The sequence below is a fragment of the Pseudooceanicola spongiae genome (assembly GCF_014899185.1).
Classification (GTDB): Bacteria; Pseudomonadota; Alphaproteobacteria; order Rhodobacterales; family Rhodobacteraceae; genus Pseudooceanicola; species Pseudooceanicola spongiae.
Window position 1 is genome coordinate 2,352,819 of the sequence record NZ_CP045201.1, and the last position, 16,385, is coordinate 2,369,203.

The 16,385-nt window shown below is 64.0% G+C and carries 16 protein-coding genes; 5 read left to right on the forward strand and 11 right to left on the reverse strand.

The window, feature by feature from the left end:
* Positions 1-18 precede the first annotated feature (18 nt).
* Positions 19-837, forward strand: a complete 819-nt coding sequence (locus tag F3W81_RS11070) for an IclR family transcriptional regulator (RefSeq protein ID WP_226941648.1) — start codon at positions 19-21, stop codon at positions 835-837.
* On the opposite strand, the gene F3W81_RS11075 is transcribed toward F3W81_RS11070, so the two are convergent.
* Positions 838-1,617 carry an IclR family transcriptional regulator gene (locus tag F3W81_RS11075; protein ID WP_193079224.1) on the reverse strand — a complete coding sequence of 260 codons (780 nt, stop codon included), beginning with the start codon at positions 1,615-1,617 and terminating at the stop codon, positions 838-840.
* A 144-nt stretch (positions 1,618-1,761) separates the two neighbouring features.
* Here F3W81_RS11075 and F3W81_RS11080 point away from each other — a divergent pair, with 144 nt between their 5' ends.
* On the forward strand, positions 1,762-2,709 hold the full coding sequence (locus F3W81_RS11080) for a cupin domain-containing protein (RefSeq protein ID WP_193079225.1): 948 nt from the start codon (positions 1,762-1,764) through the stop codon (positions 2,707-2,709).
* Positions 2,710-2,996: 287 nt separating this feature from the next.
* Here the strand turns inward: F3W81_RS11080 and F3W81_RS11085 are convergent, their stop codons facing one another.
* From F3W81_RS11085 to F3W81_RS11125, 9 genes are all read right to left on the reverse strand, one after another.
* Positions 2,997-3,548, reverse strand: coding sequence for a CHAP domain-containing protein (locus tag F3W81_RS11085; RefSeq protein WP_193079226.1), 552 nt, complete (start codon positions 3,546-3,548; stop codon positions 2,997-2,999).
* A gap of 346 nt (positions 3,549-3,894) precedes the next feature.
* Complete coding sequence (locus tag F3W81_RS11090; protein ID WP_193079227.1) at positions 3,895-5,379, reverse strand: aldehyde dehydrogenase family protein; 1,485 nt, start codon at positions 5,377-5,379, stop codon at positions 3,895-3,897.
* Positions 5,376-5,720, reverse strand: coding sequence for a cupin domain-containing protein (locus tag F3W81_RS11095; protein ID WP_193079228.1), 345 nt, complete (start codon positions 5,718-5,720; stop codon positions 5,376-5,378). Before F3W81_RS11095 ends, F3W81_RS11090 begins: the two co-directional genes overlap by 4 nt.
* A 5-nt stretch (positions 5,721-5,725) precedes the next feature.
* Positions 5,726-6,082: a cupin domain-containing protein gene (locus F3W81_RS11100; RefSeq protein WP_193079229.1), complete on the reverse strand. Its 357-nt coding sequence runs from the start codon at positions 6,080-6,082 to the stop codon at positions 5,726-5,728.
* On the reverse strand, positions 6,079-7,356 hold the full coding sequence (locus tag F3W81_RS11105; RefSeq protein WP_193079230.1) for a nucleotide disphospho-sugar-binding domain-containing protein: 1,278 nt from the start codon (positions 7,354-7,356) through the stop codon (positions 6,079-6,081). The genes F3W81_RS11100 and F3W81_RS11105 overlap by 4 nt, the downstream gene beginning before the upstream one ends.
* Before the next feature lie 52 nt (positions 7,357-7,408).
* Complete coding sequence (locus tag F3W81_RS11110) at positions 7,409-8,461, reverse strand: ABC transporter ATP-binding protein (RefSeq protein ID WP_193079231.1); 1,053 nt, start codon at positions 8,459-8,461, stop codon at positions 7,409-7,411.
* Complete coding sequence (locus tag F3W81_RS11115) at positions 8,458-9,246, reverse strand: ABC transporter permease (RefSeq protein ID WP_193079232.1); 789 nt, start codon at positions 9,244-9,246, stop codon at positions 8,458-8,460. The genes F3W81_RS11110 and F3W81_RS11115 overlap by 4 nt, the downstream gene beginning before the upstream one ends.
* Complete coding sequence (locus F3W81_RS11120; RefSeq protein WP_226941649.1) at positions 9,239-10,087, reverse strand: ABC transporter permease; 849 nt, start codon at positions 10,085-10,087, stop codon at positions 9,239-9,241. Before F3W81_RS11120 ends, F3W81_RS11115 begins: the two co-directional genes overlap by 8 nt.
* Positions 10,088-10,147: 60 nt before the next feature.
* Positions 10,148-11,185 carry a polyamine ABC transporter substrate-binding protein gene (locus F3W81_RS11125; protein WP_193079233.1) on the reverse strand — a complete coding sequence of 346 codons (1,038 nt, stop codon included), beginning with the start codon at positions 11,183-11,185 and terminating at the stop codon, positions 10,148-10,150.
* A gap of 196 nt (positions 11,186-11,381) precedes the next feature.
* Here F3W81_RS11125 and F3W81_RS11130 point away from each other — a divergent pair, with 196 nt between their 5' ends.
* The 3 genes from F3W81_RS11130 to F3W81_RS11140 all read left to right on the forward strand — a co-directional run bounded on the left by F3W81_RS11130 (position 11,382) and on the right by F3W81_RS11140 (position 15,800).
* The gene (locus F3W81_RS11130) at positions 11,382-12,329 is read left to right on the forward strand and encodes a GntR family transcriptional regulator (RefSeq protein WP_193079234.1); all 948 of its coding nucleotides are present in this window, start codon (positions 11,382-11,384) and stop codon (positions 12,327-12,329) included.
* Positions 12,326-13,594, forward strand: coding sequence for a nucleotide disphospho-sugar-binding domain-containing protein (locus F3W81_RS11135; RefSeq protein ID WP_193079235.1), 1,269 nt, complete (start codon positions 12,326-12,328; stop codon positions 13,592-13,594). Before F3W81_RS11130 ends, F3W81_RS11135 begins: the two co-directional genes overlap by 4 nt.
* 307 nt (positions 13,595-13,901) lie before the next feature.
* Positions 13,902-15,800 (forward strand): response regulator, encoded by a 1,899-nt coding sequence (locus F3W81_RS11140; protein WP_193079236.1) that lies wholly within the window; start codon positions 13,902-13,904, stop codon positions 15,798-15,800.
* 77 nt (positions 15,801-15,877) lie between these two features.
* On the opposite strand, the gene F3W81_RS11145 is transcribed toward F3W81_RS11140, so the two are convergent.
* Positions 15,878-16,297, reverse strand: coding sequence for a response regulator (locus tag F3W81_RS11145; RefSeq protein ID WP_193079237.1), 420 nt, complete (start codon positions 16,295-16,297; stop codon positions 15,878-15,880).
* Positions 16,298-16,385: the final 88 nt, after the last annotated feature.

Below are 16,385 nucleotides of genomic sequence, written 5' to 3' on the forward strand. Positions count from 1 at the left end.
TTAACGACTGTTCATATCTTGCCAGAAAGCGGAGCCGGTCCCATCGAAGACGTTGCCGAACAAAAGACTGCCTACGACGTGCCGCCGGTGACACGGGCGTTCAACCTGCTGCGCTATATCGCGGCGGGCAATCGCTGTCGCAACATGTCGCGCGCGGCGGCGGATCTGAGCATCAATCGCACCACGCTGATCCGTCTGCTGCACACGCTGCAACGCGAACAGATGATCGAGCTGGACCCCAAGGGCACCGGCTATTCGCTGTCCTACGGGGTGCTGGAGCTGGCCTCCAACCTGTTGTCGAGCCGCGATATTGTCCGGGTGTCGCGCCCGGTGCTGAGCCATCTTGCGGCCCAGACCGGGCTGTCGGCGCATCTGGGGGTGCTCTCGGGCACGGACGTGATCGTGCTGGTGCGCGAGACGCCGGATGTGCAGCTGGTCAGCAATATCCGCGAGGGCAGCCGCCTGCCCGCCCATGCCACGGTGATGGGGCGGATGATCCTGGCCAACATGCCGCGCGCCGAGGTCGAGGCGCTGCTGAAAGACTATAACTTCTCGGCCATTACCGAGAAAACAGCGACTACGATGGAGAGCCTGGGGCGGCAGCTTGATGCGGATCTGGCCAGCGGTCTGGCGTGGTCTGTGGCGTTTTTCGAGCAGGGCATCGGGTCCTGCGCCGGGGTTGTGCGCGACCATGAGGGCACGCCGATTGCGGCGATCAGCGTCTCTGGCCAGCAGGCGGTGTTTGACGAGGACGCGCCGGAGCGTGGCTTGATCGCTGACGCGGTGCGCCTCGCGGCAGAGCGGCTGTCCTCGATCATGGGGCATATCGCGGTCTGATCAGGCAGCGCCATCCCAGCCCAGCAGGGTCGAGATGCGCCGCGCCGTGGCGATCAGGTCGTCGCGCAGGGTGCCTGTGATCATCCTCTGAGTCTCGCTCGACTGTGGGGCGGTGACGTTGATAGCGGCGACGACGCGCCCTGTCATGTCGCGCAGAGGGGCGGCAGCTGAGACGATACCGGCCTCGAAATCCCCTGTATGAACAACCGCTTGGGCATGGGAATCCTCAGCTGCCTGGCGCAGGATACCGGGCAGCGACGGCCCTTTGCCACGGGTCCCGTCAGAGCGGAACAGGGCGACCAGCTCCTCCTCTGACAGATCTGCCAGCAGGACGCGGCCCATGGTGGTGGCGCGGGCGGGCAAGCGGCTGCCGACCTGCACGATCGAGGTGTCGCGCTGCGGCCCCGGCACCCGCAGGACATAGAGCACCGAGCTCCCCTCCAGCACGCCCAGATGCGCCGACCAGCCGATGCGGTCGCGCATCCGCTCCAGCTCAGGCTGAGCGATTTCAACGACTTCGCGGGTGGCGACATAGCCATAGGTCAAGCGCAGCACACCGGGGCCGAGGGAATAGAGCTGGCTGCGCTGGTCATGCAGCAGGCAGCCCGCTTCGTTCAGCGTGTAGACGGTGCGGAAGGCGGCAGAGCGGGTGATGCCCAGAGCAGCAGCAATATCGCTGAGCGACAGGGCTGAGCGATCCGGCGTGAACAATTTCAGCACCCCGAGGCCGCGCATCAGCCCGGGCACCAAATATCTGTCTTCGCTGCGATTTTCGACCATTCTGCCCGTCTCCCGTCGTGCCGCGGCATAGGGATTCGGGACCGCAGCGTTTCACCAGTAAAACACGACATGCCATGTAAAACGCAAGACGCGTAGTTTGGGATCAGAGCGAAAACAGACTGCAACATCGAAGAGGATGGCATCATGACGGTTCAGGATACTGCATTCAAAACCCTTAAGGACGCGTTGAAGGCCCATACGGGGCGCTTTGTCGACAAGACCTTCGACTGGCATGCCTTCCCCTCGAACGAAGGCTTTGACGATCTGTCGCGCGCGCAGATGCGCTATATCGGTGCCGGTGGCTCGCCCAAGGTCGGCGACACCAGCACGCTGAAACCGGATCATTTCACCGTCTCGCTGATCTACAAGGAGCCGGGCAAATACGCCGCCTGCCACAGCCACGAGATCGAGGAGTCCTTCCTGATCATCGACGGCGCGCTGATCGTCGGCTGGGAAAAGGACGGCGAAGTCGTCGAGGTCAACCTTGGCCCGAAAGACATGATCCTGAACGCCCGCGAAATCGGCCACGGTTTCCGCGTTGACGGGGTTGAGCCGGTGATGATGTCGATCAGCGTCGATGTCGGCAAACCGCTGCCCCCGGTCTACCACTACCACCCCAAGGAACACGCGCCGGAGCTGGCGCGCGCCTTTGGGGCCGAGCCGGGCAAGACCTTGAAATTCGACGCAAATGGCGATCACCCGCTGCAAAAGCTGATGGGCAACTACGTCGTGCGCCACAGTGAGCTTGAGACCCGCTGGGACGACGCTGGCTTTACCCGCAAGATCTATTGCGGCCCCGGTGGCGTCGAGACCGACACCTGCCGCAAGGAGATGCTGGGCATCCCCAGCCGCGTTGGCGTGAAGCCCTTCGTGCGCGACGTGGAAGACGCGTTCATGGTGCTGGAAGGGTCGCTGATTGTCGGCTGGGAAGAGGACGGCGAAACCGTCGAGACCGAGCTTGGGCCGCGCGATCTGGTCAAGACCCCCGCCGGGCGCAAGCACTGGTTCCGCAACAATGGCGCACAGGCTGCGACCGTCTGGTACCTGATCGGCTCGGCCGAGCCGGAACTGGTGAAGTTCGAAGCCGCATAAGCAAACCCACTCACGGGCTGGGCCGCTCCTCGGGGATGGGGGGCGGCCTTTTTGCGTTCTGGGGAGGTGTCGGTGGGGTTTGCGGCGAAATGGGCCGCGACTCAGGGGTTAACTGAGGAAAACGGCGATTCCGCACGTCGGTATCCGGTCGGTATCAGAACGGTATCTGAACAGTGCGAAAATGCGGCTGGCGCATTGGTTAACGCGCCGTCCTGCACCCTGCAGAAAATGCCCTGATCGGGCGTGTTCTGGCGGAGCAGAGGCGCGCGGCCCCTGCCCTCAGCAGATCACTTCTTGGCCGGGGCGGGCAGGATGAAGCCATGCGTCGGGTAGACGCTGCCGAACTGGTTGGGATTGCTTTCAAGGCGCACCTTGGTCCAGTCATTCTTTTCGGACACATCGATCACGTCCATGGCGACCGAAATCTCGTTGCGCTCCCAGTTGGCGTGGTCGATCAGGATCTCGCGGTTCGACTTGATGCCGGAGACGACAGCGACATGGCCCAGCGGCATCGAACGGGTTGCCTGAAAGGCCATCACGGCGCCGACTTTCGGCTGTTGTGCCTGCACGAACTTGTCGCGGGCCTGATCCCACCAGGTCTTGGCATCGCCGTAAAGCTCGATCCCGCTGACGTTGCGCGCAAAGGGCACACACCAGACGCGTCGGCCCGCGGCCTTGAGGCTCTGAACCTCGGCGAAGGCCATGGCCTCGCGGTCGGGGTCCAGACCAGACGACATGGTCTGGGAAGAGGGGGTTTGCGAACAGGCCGCAGCGGTCAGAAGGAGTGCGCAGAGTATTGGCAGCTTGAGCCAAGGCGCACGGGCGTATTTAACGCTCATTCGATCTCTCTAGGTCTAGGTATGCAAACAGGCCCCTGTCCCGAGCGGCCCTGCCAGACCATCGGAAATTTCATGGTAAATTCAAAGTGCGCAATTGGTGAACGGCGGGTTTTCGCCGCCCCTTTCTGCGCCAGCGCACAACGCCTACGCAGTTTCGTATAGGTTTACTGAGGAAAGCCTTATTTTATTGGCCAGCGGCCAGCCGCCGAGCGGCGGTTTCCGGGGCCTTCCGGCGCAATTTCTGGGGAGTTTTGGGCGGTTTCGCCTCATCACGTGGTTAATATCGCGCGTGATGAGGCGGATTCGTGGTGAACTTTTTCGTGCGTGGCGCGTTAGCTGAGGTTGATCACACCAGTTTGCGCCCGCCCGCGTCGAGGAACCATTCATCCGGGTAGGGATACCACCAGTCGTGGCGTTTGGGTGTGTGATCGAGGATCACCATCTTCGAGCGGCGGAACGCATCCAACCCCTGACGCCCCAGTTCGCGGCCCATGCCGGAGGCTTTCCAGCCACCAAACGGCAGCGCGTCGTTGTCGATCATCGGGTTGTTGATCCAGACCATTCCAGCCTCAAGCCGTTCCGATGCCTCATGTGCTTCGGCGAGGTCGGTGGTGAAGATTGCAGCGCCAAGGCCGAAGGGACTGTCGTTGGCGGCGCTGATGGCGGCGTCGAAGTCGGGAACGCGGCAGATGGCGGCGACGGGGCCGAAGCATTCCTCGTGCAGGATATCCATTTGCGGGGTGCAGTCGGTGAGGATGGTGGGGGCATAGAACCAGCCCGGGCCGTAATCGCCGCGCGTGCCGCCGGTGATCAGGGTCGCACCCTTGGCCAGCGCATCGGCGACGAGGCGTTCGACCTTGGCGCGCGCGGGCTCACTGACAAGGGGGCCGATTTCGGATTTGGCGAGGCCGTTGCCGATGCGCAGGGCTTCGGTCTGGGATTTGAACTTGGCCACGAAGGCGTCGTGGATTTCGTCGACGACATAGAGGCGCTCGGTGGAGGTGCAGACCTGCCCGGTGAGGTGGAAGGCGCCGGTGACGGCCCCGGCGGCCGCGATCTCGACAGGGGCGGAGGCGGTGATGATCATCGGGTCGGAGCCGCCCGCCTCGATCACCGCCGGTTTCATCTGCGCGCCCGCGGCGGCGGCGACGGCGCGGCCTGCGGCGACGGAGCCGGTGAAGGCGACGGCGTGGGTCTGCGGGCTTTCGACCAGAGCCTTGCCGGTGGCGGCCCCGCCGGGCAGGCAGGCGACGAGGCCCTCGGGGAGGTCATCGAAGACGCGGCAGAAGTCGAGGGTCGAGAGGGTGGTGGCTTCGGCGGGTTTGATGATGCAGCCGTTGCCTGCGGCCAGCGACGCCGCGACCGTCCAGCACATCAGCAGGACCGGAAAGTTGAAGGGCATGATGTGGACCGACACGCCGAGCGGTTCGTAGCGGGCGTATTGCAGCGAGCCTGATTGCGTGGTCCCGGCGATCTTGCCCGCGTCGTCGCGCGCCATTTCGGCGTAGTAGCGGAAGACCGGCGCGACGTTGGCCAGCTCGCCTATCGCCTCGGGGTAGGGTTTGCCCATCTCGCGGCTCATCAGGATGGCGCAGTCGGTGAAATCACTGGACTCGATGCGGTTGGCGAGGCGGTGCAGGATCTGCGCGCGACTCTTGGCATCGACCTTTTTCCAGAGGGCCTGAGCGGCGTTGACGCGGGTGATCGTGTCGGTGAGTTCGGTTTCCGTCACCTCGACCCGGTGGCCGACGGTGTCGAGCGTGGCGGGGTCGATGACGGGGTGCTTTTGGCCTGCGGAGGGGCGCAGGCCGGGGGAGAGGTAATAGGTCATCGGATCATGTAGACCTTCTTGATCGTCTCATGCACGGTGCAGGTGCCGCGCCAGTCCTGCGGGAAGAAGGCGGCGGTGTCGGGCGTGATCTCGATCACCTCGCCGTCCTCGTGGACGTAGGTCGCGCGGCCTTGCAGGAAGTGGCAGAATTCGTCCTTCGTCACGTGGCAGGCCCATTTGCCGGGGGTGCAGATCCAGAGGCCGCATTCGTTTTCGCCATTGGGGCCCTTGTGGAGAAGCTTGCCGGAGGTGTGGCTTTCGCCCTCCAGCATGGTCGGGATGATGCCCCAGTCGACAGTGTCGGTGATGGCGAGGGGGGAGGTCATGACGGGGGTTTTCATATGTGTCAGCTCAGCATGTAAATGTTGCGGATGGTCTGGTGGATGGTGGCTTCGCCGCTCCACCCCGCGGGGAAGAGGACGCAGGTGCCGGGGGTGACCTCGGTCACCTCGCCGTCGTCGCGGGTGTAGGTGGCGCGGCCGGCGACGAAATGGCAGAATTCGTCGCGAGGGATCGACAGACGCCAGCGGCCCGGGGTGCAGACCCAGATGCCGGTTTCGGGGCTGTTGTCCGGGCCCTTGAACAGCAGGCGGCCGGTGTTGTGGGACTGGCCGTCGATCATGCCGGGCTGGTCGCCCCAGTCGACGAGGTCGTCGTAGGTGCTGGCGGCGTGGATATGCGGGGCGGTGGAGTTCAGCGTCATTCGGTCAGGCCTACGAGGATCTTGGCGGCCTTTTCCTGACCGTTCTGGCTTTGCATATGGGCGGAGGTGGTGGCGAGTTTCGCCGCCATGTCCGCATCGGTCAGGCAGGCTTCGATCTTGGCGATAAGCTCCTCGTCGGTCCACTCGTAGCGGTCCGAGCGGAAGCCGTGGCCGGTTTCCTGCACGCGCATGGCGTTGTCGTGGCCATCCCAGACATAGGACATGATGATCGCCGGTTTGCCGAAGTAGAGGCATTCGGTGAAGGAGTTGTTGCCGCCGTGGTGGATGACCGCGTCGACCTGCGGAATGACGGAAGGTTGCGGGTACCAGCTGTCGATGAGGACGTTGTCGGGCAGGTCGGCGTACTGGTCCTTGTAGTCGCCGACGTTGACCAGCGCACGGTAGCGGGTGGTGCCGATCAGGGTGATCAGGCGCTTCAGAAGGTCCGTGTCCCCTGCCCCGAGGCTGCCGAAAGAGATGTAGAGCAGCGGGCCGTCGGTGTTGGCCTTGAAGGTCGGCACCTCGTAGGGCGCATCCTGACGCACGCAGCCCTCAAGGTACTGGAATTGCGCGGGGTTCAGCGGCTCGGGGCGGTGGTATTTCACCTGCTCGGGGTAGAGCAGGAGGTTCATGAAGGGGCTGGGTTCGAAGAACTGGCCGAGGGGGTATGGGTCTTCGCCGGTGGTCTTCAGGAATTCGTTGTAGTCGTCGTGGATCGGCTTGATGACTTCGTGGAACTTGGCGCGGAAGGCGGCGTGGCCTGCGGTATCGGTTTCGCTCATGCCCGAGAGGTGCGGCGGGATCGCGTCATCCTCGATCTCGTTCTCCGAACAGGAGATGATGCGCACCCATGGCTTGCCGTATTGCTTGATGGCGGGGAAGAGGATCACGTTGTCGACGGAAATCACGTCGGGCTTGATCGCGGCCAGCACCGACGGCAGGTCCTTTTCGGCCCATTTGGCGGAGTCCACGATCGCCTCCCAGCATTCCTTGACGTAGTTATCCAGCTGGTCGATGGGGGCTTTGCGGAAGTTCGGGATGTGGCCGTTGATGAAATCCTCCCAGAACTTCGCCATCTGTTCGGGCGGCATGGGGGCGGAGAGGTTCACGGCGTGGGCCTCGAACCCGTAGCCCTTGTAGACATCGACGAAGCCGGGGTCCGAGAGGAACACGGCCTTGTGGCCCATGCGTTCGACCGCCTGCGCGATGCCGACGGAATTGAGGGCGGGGCCAAAGGCGGCTTCGGGGAAGAAGGCGAAGGTTTTCGGGGTCATGGGGTGGCTCTCCTGTTGTCGTGGGGCCCTCTGGCGGGGCATTGGGTCGGGGTCAGGCGGCAAAGACGCGGGTGTCGCGGGCGCTCCAGCCGAGGGTGACGGGATCGCCGGGGCTCAGCGCATGGGCTTCGGCCTGATCGGCGGTCAGGCGGATCGTGACGGGCTGGGGGGCCAACGGCGTTTCGACATGCAGCAGCAGATCGAGGCCGTGATAGGCCAGCGCCATGACGCGCCCGGTCAGGATATTGTCGCAGCCAGTCACCTCAAGGCGCAGGCGTTCGGGGCGCACGGCGGCGACGGCGGCGCCGGTCAGCCCGTCGGGGATCGTGGCGCGGATCAGGGTGCCTTTGCCGGTGCGCAGGGCACCGCCGTCGCAGTGCACCGGAAAGAAGTTCATCACACCGATGAAGTCGGCGGCAAAGCGGCTGGTGGGGTGTTCGTAGATGTCGTGCGGGGTGCCGACCTGCAGCAGCGCGCCGTCCTTCAGGATCGCGATGCGGTCGGCCATGACCAGCGCTTCCTCCTGATCATGGGTGACGACGATGAAGGTGATGCCGAAGTCGGCCTGAATGCGCTTGAGTTCGAGCTGCATTTCGCCGCGCAGCTTCTTGTCGAGCGCCCCGAGGGGTTCGTCGAGCAGCAAGAGGCGGGGGCGTTTGACCAAAGCGCGGGCGAGCGCGACGCGCTGACGCTGGCCACCGGAGAGCTGGTCAGGCTTGCGGTTGGCGAGGGCGGAAAGCTGGATGGTTTCCAGGATCTCGCCGACGCGGGATGTGATCTCAGACTTCGGGAGCTTCTCCATCTCCAGCCCGTAGGCGATGTTTTTGGCGACGCTCATATGCGGGAACAGAGCGTAGCTTTGGAACATCAGGTTGACGGGGCGCTTGTTGGGCGGGGTCTGGGCGATGTCGCGGCCATCCAGCAGGATCTGGCCGGCGCTGGGCAGCTCAAACCCCGCGAGCATCCGCAGCAGGGTGGTCTTGCCGCTGCCGGAGGCGCCGAGCAGGGCGAAGAATTCATTCTCGGCAATATCAAGCGAGACGCCGTTGACGGCGCGCATCTTGCCGAAGTCTTTTTGCAGGGAAAGCAGGGAAAGCAGGGTCATTGGCCGGGAAGTCCGCCGCGATTGAGGCGTTGCGACAGGGTGAGGGCGAGGACCGAGATCCCCATCACGATGGTCGCAAGCGCGTTGATTTCCGGGGTCACGCCAAAGCGGATCATGGCGTAGATCTGCATCGGCAGCGTGGTCGAGGCGCGCCCTGCCCCGGCGGTGAAGAAGGCGATGACGAATTCATCAACCGACAGGGTGAAGGCCAGCAGCGCCCCGGCGATGATCGCGGGGCTGAGGACGGGGATGATGACGCGGCGCAGGGTGGTGAAGGTCGGCGCGCCGAGGTCGGTGGACGCCTCGACAATCGACCAGTCGAAGGTTTTCAGGCGGGCCCGCACGACCGAGCAGACGAAGGCGAGGTTGAAGACGACATGGGCCAGAATGATCGTGTGCAGGCCCATCGTCACGCCGAGCAGCGAGAAGAACGACAGCAGGGCGATGGCCAGCACGATGTCGGGGATGATCATCGGGGCGAAGATGAGGGTTTCGAGGAACCGCCCCTTGCGGCGGCGGATCTCGACCCCGACGGCCAGCAAGGTGCCGAAGAGGGTGGCGAGGATCGTCGAGATGACGGCGACGATCAGGGTGTTCAGCGCCGCGCCCATGATGTCGGCATTGGCGAACAATGCGCCGTACCATTTGGTGGAAAAGCCGGTCCAGGCGGTGGGCAGGCCACCGTCGTTGAACGACAGCGCGACCAGCACCGAAATCGGCAGGTAGAGGAAGGCGAAGACGCCCGCGAGGATGGCCAGCATCAGCGGGAGGGGTGCGTTACGCATTGCGGCCTCCGGATGCTTTTTCCGACGCGAAGGTCTGCAGCGTCAGCAGGCCCATCATGATGGCGATCAGAAAGATCGACAGCGCCGCGCCGAAGGGCCAGTCATTCGCGGTCAGGAACTGCGCATAGACGAGGTTGCCGATCATCTGGAATTGCCCGCCGCCCAGCAGCGCCGGGGTGACGAAATTGCCGATCGAGAGGACAAAGACGAAGGTGAAGCCGGTGGCGATGCCGGGCACGGTCATCGGCAGCACGACACGGCGGAAGGTGGTCCAGGGGCTGGCGCCGAGGTCGCGGGACGCCTCCGTCACCTCGGGGTTGAGGCGCGACAGGGGCGCGTAGCAGGCGAGGATGACGAAGGGCAGGTAGTTGTAGACCAGCCCGATGACGACAGCGGTTTCGGTATAGAGCATGCGGGGCAGCTCTCCCTCAAACCCCAGCAGCCGGGCGAGGTGAACGATCAGACCTTCGCGGTTCAGCAGCACGATCCAGGCGTAGGTGCGCACCAGGTAGTTCGACCAGAACGGCAGCACGGCGAAGAACAGCAGCAGCGGCTGGTGGCGCCGCGGCATGGCGGCGATGGCATAGGCGGCGGCGTAGCCGAGGATCACCGCGATCAGCGCCGACAGCCCGGCGATCCAGGCGGATTTCAGGAAGATCCCGGCATAGAGCGGGTCGAACACCAGCGCGATATTCTCCCACGTCAGGGTATAGTCGATGCCGCCGTAAAGGCCCCGCCGGAAGAAGGCGAGCGCGAGGATCAGCAGGCAGGGCACCACCATGAAGGCGGTCAGCCAGGCCAGCGCCGGGGTCATCAGGAAAAGCGGTCTGCGGTCACGCATCATTGCACCTTTGCGCCGCCCCACTGGGGTGCAGGGCGGCAAAGAGCCTCAGGGACGGGGTCAGTCGGCCGCCTTGATCTCGGAGACGATGCGGGAATAAGCTCGCTGCGCCTCGCCGACGTCGAGCAGTTGCTCGTAACCCAGCAGTTCCTCGGGAGAGATGGCCATGTTGGGGTATTGCGCCAGCAGGGCGGGGTCGAGGCCGTCCATCGCTGCCTTGTTCGGCACCTTGTAGAGGATGTTTTCCGCCGCCCAGCGGTGATGTTCGGCGTCCAGCATCCAGTTGACGAAGGCATAGGCCGCGTCTTTATGCGCGGAGTTTTTCAGGATCACCATGGTGTCGACCCAAAGGTCAGAGCCTTCCTCGGGGATGACGTACTGGATGTCGGCATTTTCGGCGATGCCGTAGTTGCACCAGCCATCCCAAGCCTGCACAAGGTCCGCCTCGCCCGAGACGAGCTTGGCGTAGAAGGTGGTGTCGTCATAGGCCAGCAGGGTGCGCTTGGCCGAGATCAGGTCGTTCTTGACCTTGTCGAGCTCAATCGGGTCGGTGGTGTTGACGGAATAGCCGTTCGCCAGCTGCGCCGCGGCCAGCAGCCAGCGGTCGGTCGCCAGCATGGTGATCTTGTCCTTCAGCTCGTCCGAGGGGGTCAGCAGATCCCACCAGCTGTCGGGCGTTTCGTCAATCAGATCAGAGCGATAGCAAAGCCCCGTGGTGCCCCAGGCATAGGGCACGGAAAAGGCGTTGCCGGGATCATGCTTCAGCTGCGTCGCGGCGTCGTAGAGATTGGCGAGGTTGGGCAGCTTGGCGTGATCCAGCGTTTCCGCGATGCCGAGCTTGTTGAGCACCTCAGCAAAGGGCGAGGAGACGAAGACCACGTCATAGCCCGCGCCCTTGGAGGCGATCAGCTTGCCCATGATCTCCTCATTCGTGCCGTGCAACACAAGTTCGGCGCTGTTGGAGGTATCGGTGTTGAAGGCGTCGATCGCGTCGGGGGCCATGTAGCCATCCCAGTTCGAGATGACGAGATCTTCGGCACTGGCGGCGCTGGTCAGCGCGGCGATCAGGGCGAGACCGGTGAGCGGGGTGCGGAACATGGGATGTCCTCCTGTTGGCTCTGTTGGGGTGCGCCCGGGATCGGGGGCGCTTATTTTTGGGCTTTGCAGCTGCGGTTCTTGATGACCGTCGTGATTTCAGTATTGTTGAGGTGAAAAATACGTCAACTTGTATTCGCTGTCCTTTGGGTTTTCAGGCCCTGAGCGGGCGGCAGTACCGCCCCTCAGGATCGTTTCCATGGCAGAGCTTCGCAGAAACGCGCGCCAGAACCATCTGACCCTGGCCAAGCAGGTGATCAGCATCGCGCTGGAACGCGGGCTGCAACCGGGCGAGCATCTGCCAGAGCAGGCCTTTTCCGAGGCCTGCGGCGTGTCGCGCACCCCGATGCGGGCGGCCTTCAAGATACTGGAAGAGAACGAAATTCTAAGCTGGCGTGAGGAAGAGGGCTACTTCCTTGAGACCGGCCCGCAGGATGGTCTGACCGAGGCCGCTCAGCTGTTGGAGGAGATGGAGGATTCGCTGGCCACCCGCATCCTGTCCGACAGGGCGGCCCGGCGCATCAGTGATGTGCAATCCGTCAGCGCCCTTGTGCGAAGATATGGCAGGTCGCGCAGTACAGTCCTAAATGCGCTAAAAATACTGGCGCGCGACGGGATCGTGACGCAATTGCCCGGACGCTCCTGGGCGTTTCAGCCGATTCTGGACACGCCCCGCAGTATCGAGGAGAGCCTGCAGTTCCGTCTGATCCTGGAACCGCAGGCGATCACCGCCCCGGGGTTTCAGCTGGATGCGCAAAAGGCGGGCCTGTTGCGTGCGCAGATGCAGGCGCATCTGCAGACCCGTCAGGGGCGCATCGGCTCGGCCAGTTTCATGCGGATCGACACGGAGTTCCATGGGTTTATCGCCGAATGCTCCGGCAACCGGTTCGCGCGCGGCGCGCTGCTGGCACATCACCGGCTGCGGCGGGCGACGCAAAAGGATCTCTCGATCCCCGATTTTCGCCTGCGTCAGTCGCTGGAGGAGCATCTGGATATCCTCGACAGCCTTGAACAGTTGCAGTTCGATGTCGCCGCCGACCTGATGACGCTGCATCTGCGCCGCTCACGCATCCGCCGCCCCGAAGCGGCGAACCGGGGTATCGTGCCCCTGACACGGGGACCTCTGACACGGGGGCCCAGCGCATGAAACGCCGCAACGCGGCGCCGGTCATCGCCTTCTTCCCCGAGGCGAGCTTTGGCGCCGCGCTGAACTGCATCGGTATCGCGCAGGAGCTGACCCGCATGGGGGCGGTGCCGGTGTTCATCTGCCATCCGGGCTTTACCGGCGTCTTCGCCGACTATGGCTTCAAGGAATACCACCTGCCGGGGGGCGGCGCGCAGGCCAGCGCCGAGGATTGGCAGGGCTTCATCAACACCCATATGCCGCATTTCAACCTCGACGCCGCGGCGCAGCTGGAGCCCTATGTCGCCCCGACCTGGGAGGCGATCGTCGACACCGCCATCCATGCCGAAGCCGGGCTGAGCGCGCTGCTGGAACAGATCCGCCCCGACGGCATCGTGCTGGACAACGTGATCATGTTCCCCGCCATCGCGCGCGCCGGGTGCGCTTGGGTGCGCATCGTCTCCTGTGCGGAAACCGAATTGCCGGACGCCCATGTGCCACCCTATCTGTCGGGCCTTGCCGCCGATGATCCTGCGCGTGCGGGGTTCGAGAAGGCCTATCTGCGCGCCACGCGCAGTGCTCACCGGCGCTATAACGAGTTCCGCCGTCTGCATGGCATGGCCCCCCTGCCCGCTGGCGTGTTTCTGGAACCCGGCGATCTGACGCTGCTGCTGTCGCCCGAGGCGGTGCGCTATGACCGCGCCACGCCCTTGCCCGAGGATCGCTTTGGCTATCTGAATGGATGCGTGCGCAGTGAGAGCCGCTTTGATTTGCCGCGCCTGCCGGTCGAGGACGGGCCGCTGGTCTATCTGGGCTTCGGCAGTCTGGGGGCCATCGACACCGACCTGATCACCCGGATGATCGATGTGTTCGCCACCCTGCCCGCACGCTTTGTGGTCAATGTGGGCGGCTACCTCGACGCTTATACCCATGTGCCGGACAATGTGTATCTGGGGGACTGGTTCCCCCAGCCCTCGGTCGTGGAGCAGAGCGCGCTGTTCATCCACCACGGCGGCAACAATTCTTTCTGCGAGGCGCTGTATCATGGGGTGCCGTCGCTGGTGATGCCCTATTGCTGGGACGGCCACGACAATGCTCAGCGCGCCGAGGCGACCGGCACCGGGGTGCGTATCGGGCGCCGGGACTGGACCCCCGACAGCCTGCGCCGTGCCATTTTGCAGCTGCTGGGGGATGCGCCGATGCGGGCGCGTCTGGCCGCGATCTCGGAAAAGATGCAGGCCAGCCCCGGCACCCGCCGCGCCGCCGAGGCGATCCTGCGCCTGCTCTAGGCCGCGCGGGGGTTTGACTGAGGCAGAAAGATCGGCCAGCGTTATCAGTTTGCTAAGCCTGCCCCCCTATCGTCGCACCTCGGGGCTGTGTGCCTGCGCCACCGGTGCGACAGCGCAGTCCGCATCACAGAAGACCAGAGCCGTTGCGCACCGCAGCACAAGGATCGCCAGCCGATGAGCGCCGACATGTCAAAGCTGTTTTCGGGACACGCTGCACATGCTATAGCTGTGCTCAGGATCGGACGGGCCTCAGCCTCGCCCGATCTCTTTGTGTACAGATGTGACGATATGGCGAGGGTATATGCCAATGGACAGTGAGCAAAACGGCACCGTGTCCGGGTTTCGCACCCTGCTGGCGAAAGTGCTGCAGGACAATGTGATGCGCGTCACCATCCTGATTGTCGCCCTGTGCTGCATGCTGGCCATTCCGGGCCTGAACTTCATCGGAAAATCCCGCCAGAGCGAGGCTCAGGTCGCGGCCAATGAACTACCGGTCGCCCTGCATCAGCTGGAACGCGAGCTGGGGTATTCCGGTTTTATCCATAATTTCAAGAACATGATCATGCGCCCGGACGAAGGCCGTTACTATCAGGCCGCCGTCACCGATTATGACAACGCCCTGAAGACGCTGAACCAGATCGAGGCCATGGGCCGCACCATCGGGCGCAGCTTTGACTTCACCGCTCTGCGGGACACGCTGGCGACCTACCGCGACAACCTGGACGTCGCGCAGCGCGCCGCCGCGAATGGGCGCAGCATTGCGCAGGTCGATGCGCTGGTGCGGATTTCGGACGACGATGCCACGATGAACCTGCAGTCCCTGCATGATGAGGTGCGCACCGCGCTGCGCGACTGGCTGGACAAGGATCTGGCGCGCTCTCATCTGCAGCTGGCAGGGCTGTCGGTGATGTTCTTTGCCATCGCCGCCGTGCTGATGCTGGTCGTGATGATCAGTTACCTCGGCAAGCGCGAACGCGAACGCGAATCTCAGGAACTGCACAGCCGTCTCGCCTCGCTCGGGCAGCTGACGTCGGGCGTGGCGCATGATGTGAACAACCTGCTGGCGACGATCTATTACGCCGTCGACCTGACGCTGGGCGAAAAGATCCCCGACACCTCGCGCCGGTTCCTGAATTCGGCGCAGCGCGCCATCGAGCGGGGGCAGGATCTGACCTCGCGGCTGCTGTCCTTTGCGCGCCCGCAGCCCGGCAATGCCACGACCCTGATGGTCAGCGAGATCTTCCAGAACGTCCGCGAACTGGCGCTGCCCAACCTAGGCGACAAGATCAACCTGCGGATCAGCGAAGAACGCCCCGGCCTGACCGTGCATTGCGATCAGTCGCAACTGGAAAATGCCATTCTGAACATGGTGCTGAACAGCCGCGATGCGCTGGAAATGTCGGGCACCGGGCAGAATATCGTGCTCCACGCCCGCCTGCATGGGCCCGATTTCGTGGTGGAAGACGGCAAGGCCACGACGACCGTGCACCCCGCGCGCGTCAATGAGGCCTCTGGCGCGCCGCGCATGCTGGCGGCCAACGATCCCACAGCCTGCGTCCTGGTCTCTGTCATTGACGACGGCCCGGGCATGTCGGACGAGGTGCGCAAACGCGCGCTTGAGCCGTTCTTTACCACCAAAGCGGCGCATTCGGGCACCGGGCTGGGCCTGTCCATCGTCTATGGCTTTGCCCAGAGCGCGGGCGGCGATGTGCAGATCATCTCCTCTCCCGGCAAAGGCACCTCGATCCAGCTGCTGCTGCCCCGCGGAGTCGAGAAATCTCACCACGACGCGCTGGAGGTGACACGCAACCTGGCCCCAGGAAAGGGTCGGCGGGTGCTGTTTGCCGAAGATGAGGCGGGCCTGCGCGAACTGCTGGGCGTGACCCTGCAACAGATGGGCTATGACGTGCTGGCGGCCGAAAACGGTCAGGCGGCGCTGGACCTGATGGCCAAGGGCGAAGAGTTCGACCTGTTGCTGAGCGATATCGTCATGCCGGGCAAGATCGACGGATATGAGCTGGCGCGCAGGGTCCGCGAACAGCGCCCTGACGTGCCCGTGCTCTACCTGACGGGCCACGCCGGGCCTGTTCTGGACAAGAATATCGCCGTCAAAGCACCGGTGTTACGCAAGCCCTGCCCGCCCGACCGCCTGTCCGAGGCGATTGCCGCCGCGCTGAGCCCGGCCTCGGCCCCCAGTGTCTGCTAAATGCAGCGCCTGCTAAGGTATAGGATAAATCGCGTTAACCGAAGGGCGGACCGGCGAGAGCAGCTCAGCAGAGGGGGTTAGCCCTTCAGCGCCAGAAGCTCGCTGATCACATCGCTCAGGTGTGAGGCGCTGACGGGTTTTTCCAGGCGACGGTTGGCGCCGGCACCCTCCGCCATCTTCAGGAAATGGCTGTCCGTCGGCCCCCCCATCACACCCGACATGGCAATGATCGGCACATCGAAGGCCGTCGCCTCAGGCCCGGTGCGCGCTCCATTCCTGACATAGCCGATCAGGCGCAGCCCGCCGTCAGAGACCAGAACACCCTTCTGGCGCACGAAAAGATCGCTGACCACAAGATCAAAGTGCTCGCGGCCAATGCGCTCTATCGCGGAAGTGGCATCGCAGGTCACAGTGACCTCGTGCCCTTCGCGCATCAGGATCAGAGCCAGCAGCTCTGCCTGATCCTGGTCATCTTCCATCAGCAGGATCTTGGCCATGGGCGCCCTCGTCTTGCGTCGATCATGCCCCGAACATAACGCGCAGGTTGCGTCGAGCGCAACGGCTTCCCGTCTAAAATCGACGTCA

Excerpts from the sequence above, each read along its gene's own strand:
- F3W81_RS11075 (WP_193079224.1), bottom strand. The coding sequence starts at position 1,617 with ATGGTCGAAAATCGCAGCGAAGACAGATATTTGGTGCCCGGGCTGATG.
- F3W81_RS11080 (WP_193079225.1), top strand. The coding sequence starts at position 1,762 with ATGACGGTTCAGGATACTGCATTCAAAACCCTTAAGGACGCGTTGAAG.
- F3W81_RS11085 (WP_193079226.1), bottom strand. The coding sequence starts at position 3,548 with ATGAGCGTTAAATACGCCCGTGCGCCTTGGCTCAAGCTGCCAATACTC.
- F3W81_RS11090 (WP_193079227.1), bottom strand. The coding sequence starts at position 5,379 with ATGACCTATTACCTCTCCCCCGGCCTGCGCCCCTCCGCAGGCCAAAAG.
- F3W81_RS11095 (WP_193079228.1), bottom strand. The coding sequence starts at position 5,720 with ATGAAAACCCCCGTCATGACCTCCCCCCTCGCCATCACCGACACTGTC.
- F3W81_RS11100 (WP_193079229.1), bottom strand. The coding sequence starts at position 6,082 with ATGACGCTGAACTCCACCGCCCCGCATATCCACGCCGCCAGCACCTAC.
- F3W81_RS11105 (WP_193079230.1), bottom strand. The coding sequence starts at position 7,356 with ATGACCCCGAAAACCTTCGCCTTCTTCCCCGAAGCCGCCTTTGGCCCC.
- F3W81_RS11110 (WP_193079231.1), bottom strand. The coding sequence starts at position 8,461 with ATGACCCTGCTTTCCCTGCTTTCCCTGCAAAAAGACTTCGGCAAGATG.
- F3W81_RS11115 (WP_193079232.1), bottom strand. The coding sequence starts at position 9,246 with ATGCGTAACGCACCCCTCCCGCTGATGCTGGCCATCCTCGCGGGCGTC.
- F3W81_RS11120 (WP_226941649.1), bottom strand. The coding sequence starts at position 10,087 with ATGCGTGACCGCAGACCGCTTTTCCTGATGACCCCGGCGCTGGCCTGG.
- F3W81_RS11125 (WP_193079233.1), bottom strand. The coding sequence starts at position 11,185 with ATGTTCCGCACCCCGCTCACCGGTCTCGCCCTGATCGCCGCGCTGACC.
- F3W81_RS11130 (WP_193079234.1), top strand. The coding sequence starts at position 11,382 with ATGGCAGAGCTTCGCAGAAACGCGCGCCAGAACCATCTGACCCTGGCC.
- F3W81_RS11135 (WP_193079235.1), top strand. The coding sequence starts at position 12,326 with ATGAAACGCCGCAACGCGGCGCCGGTCATCGCCTTCTTCCCCGAGGCG.
- F3W81_RS11140 (WP_193079236.1), top strand. The coding sequence starts at position 13,902 with ATGGACAGTGAGCAAAACGGCACCGTGTCCGGGTTTCGCACCCTGCTG.
- F3W81_RS11145 (WP_193079237.1), bottom strand. The coding sequence starts at position 16,297 with ATGGCCAAGATCCTGCTGATGGAAGATGACCAGGATCAGGCAGAGCTG.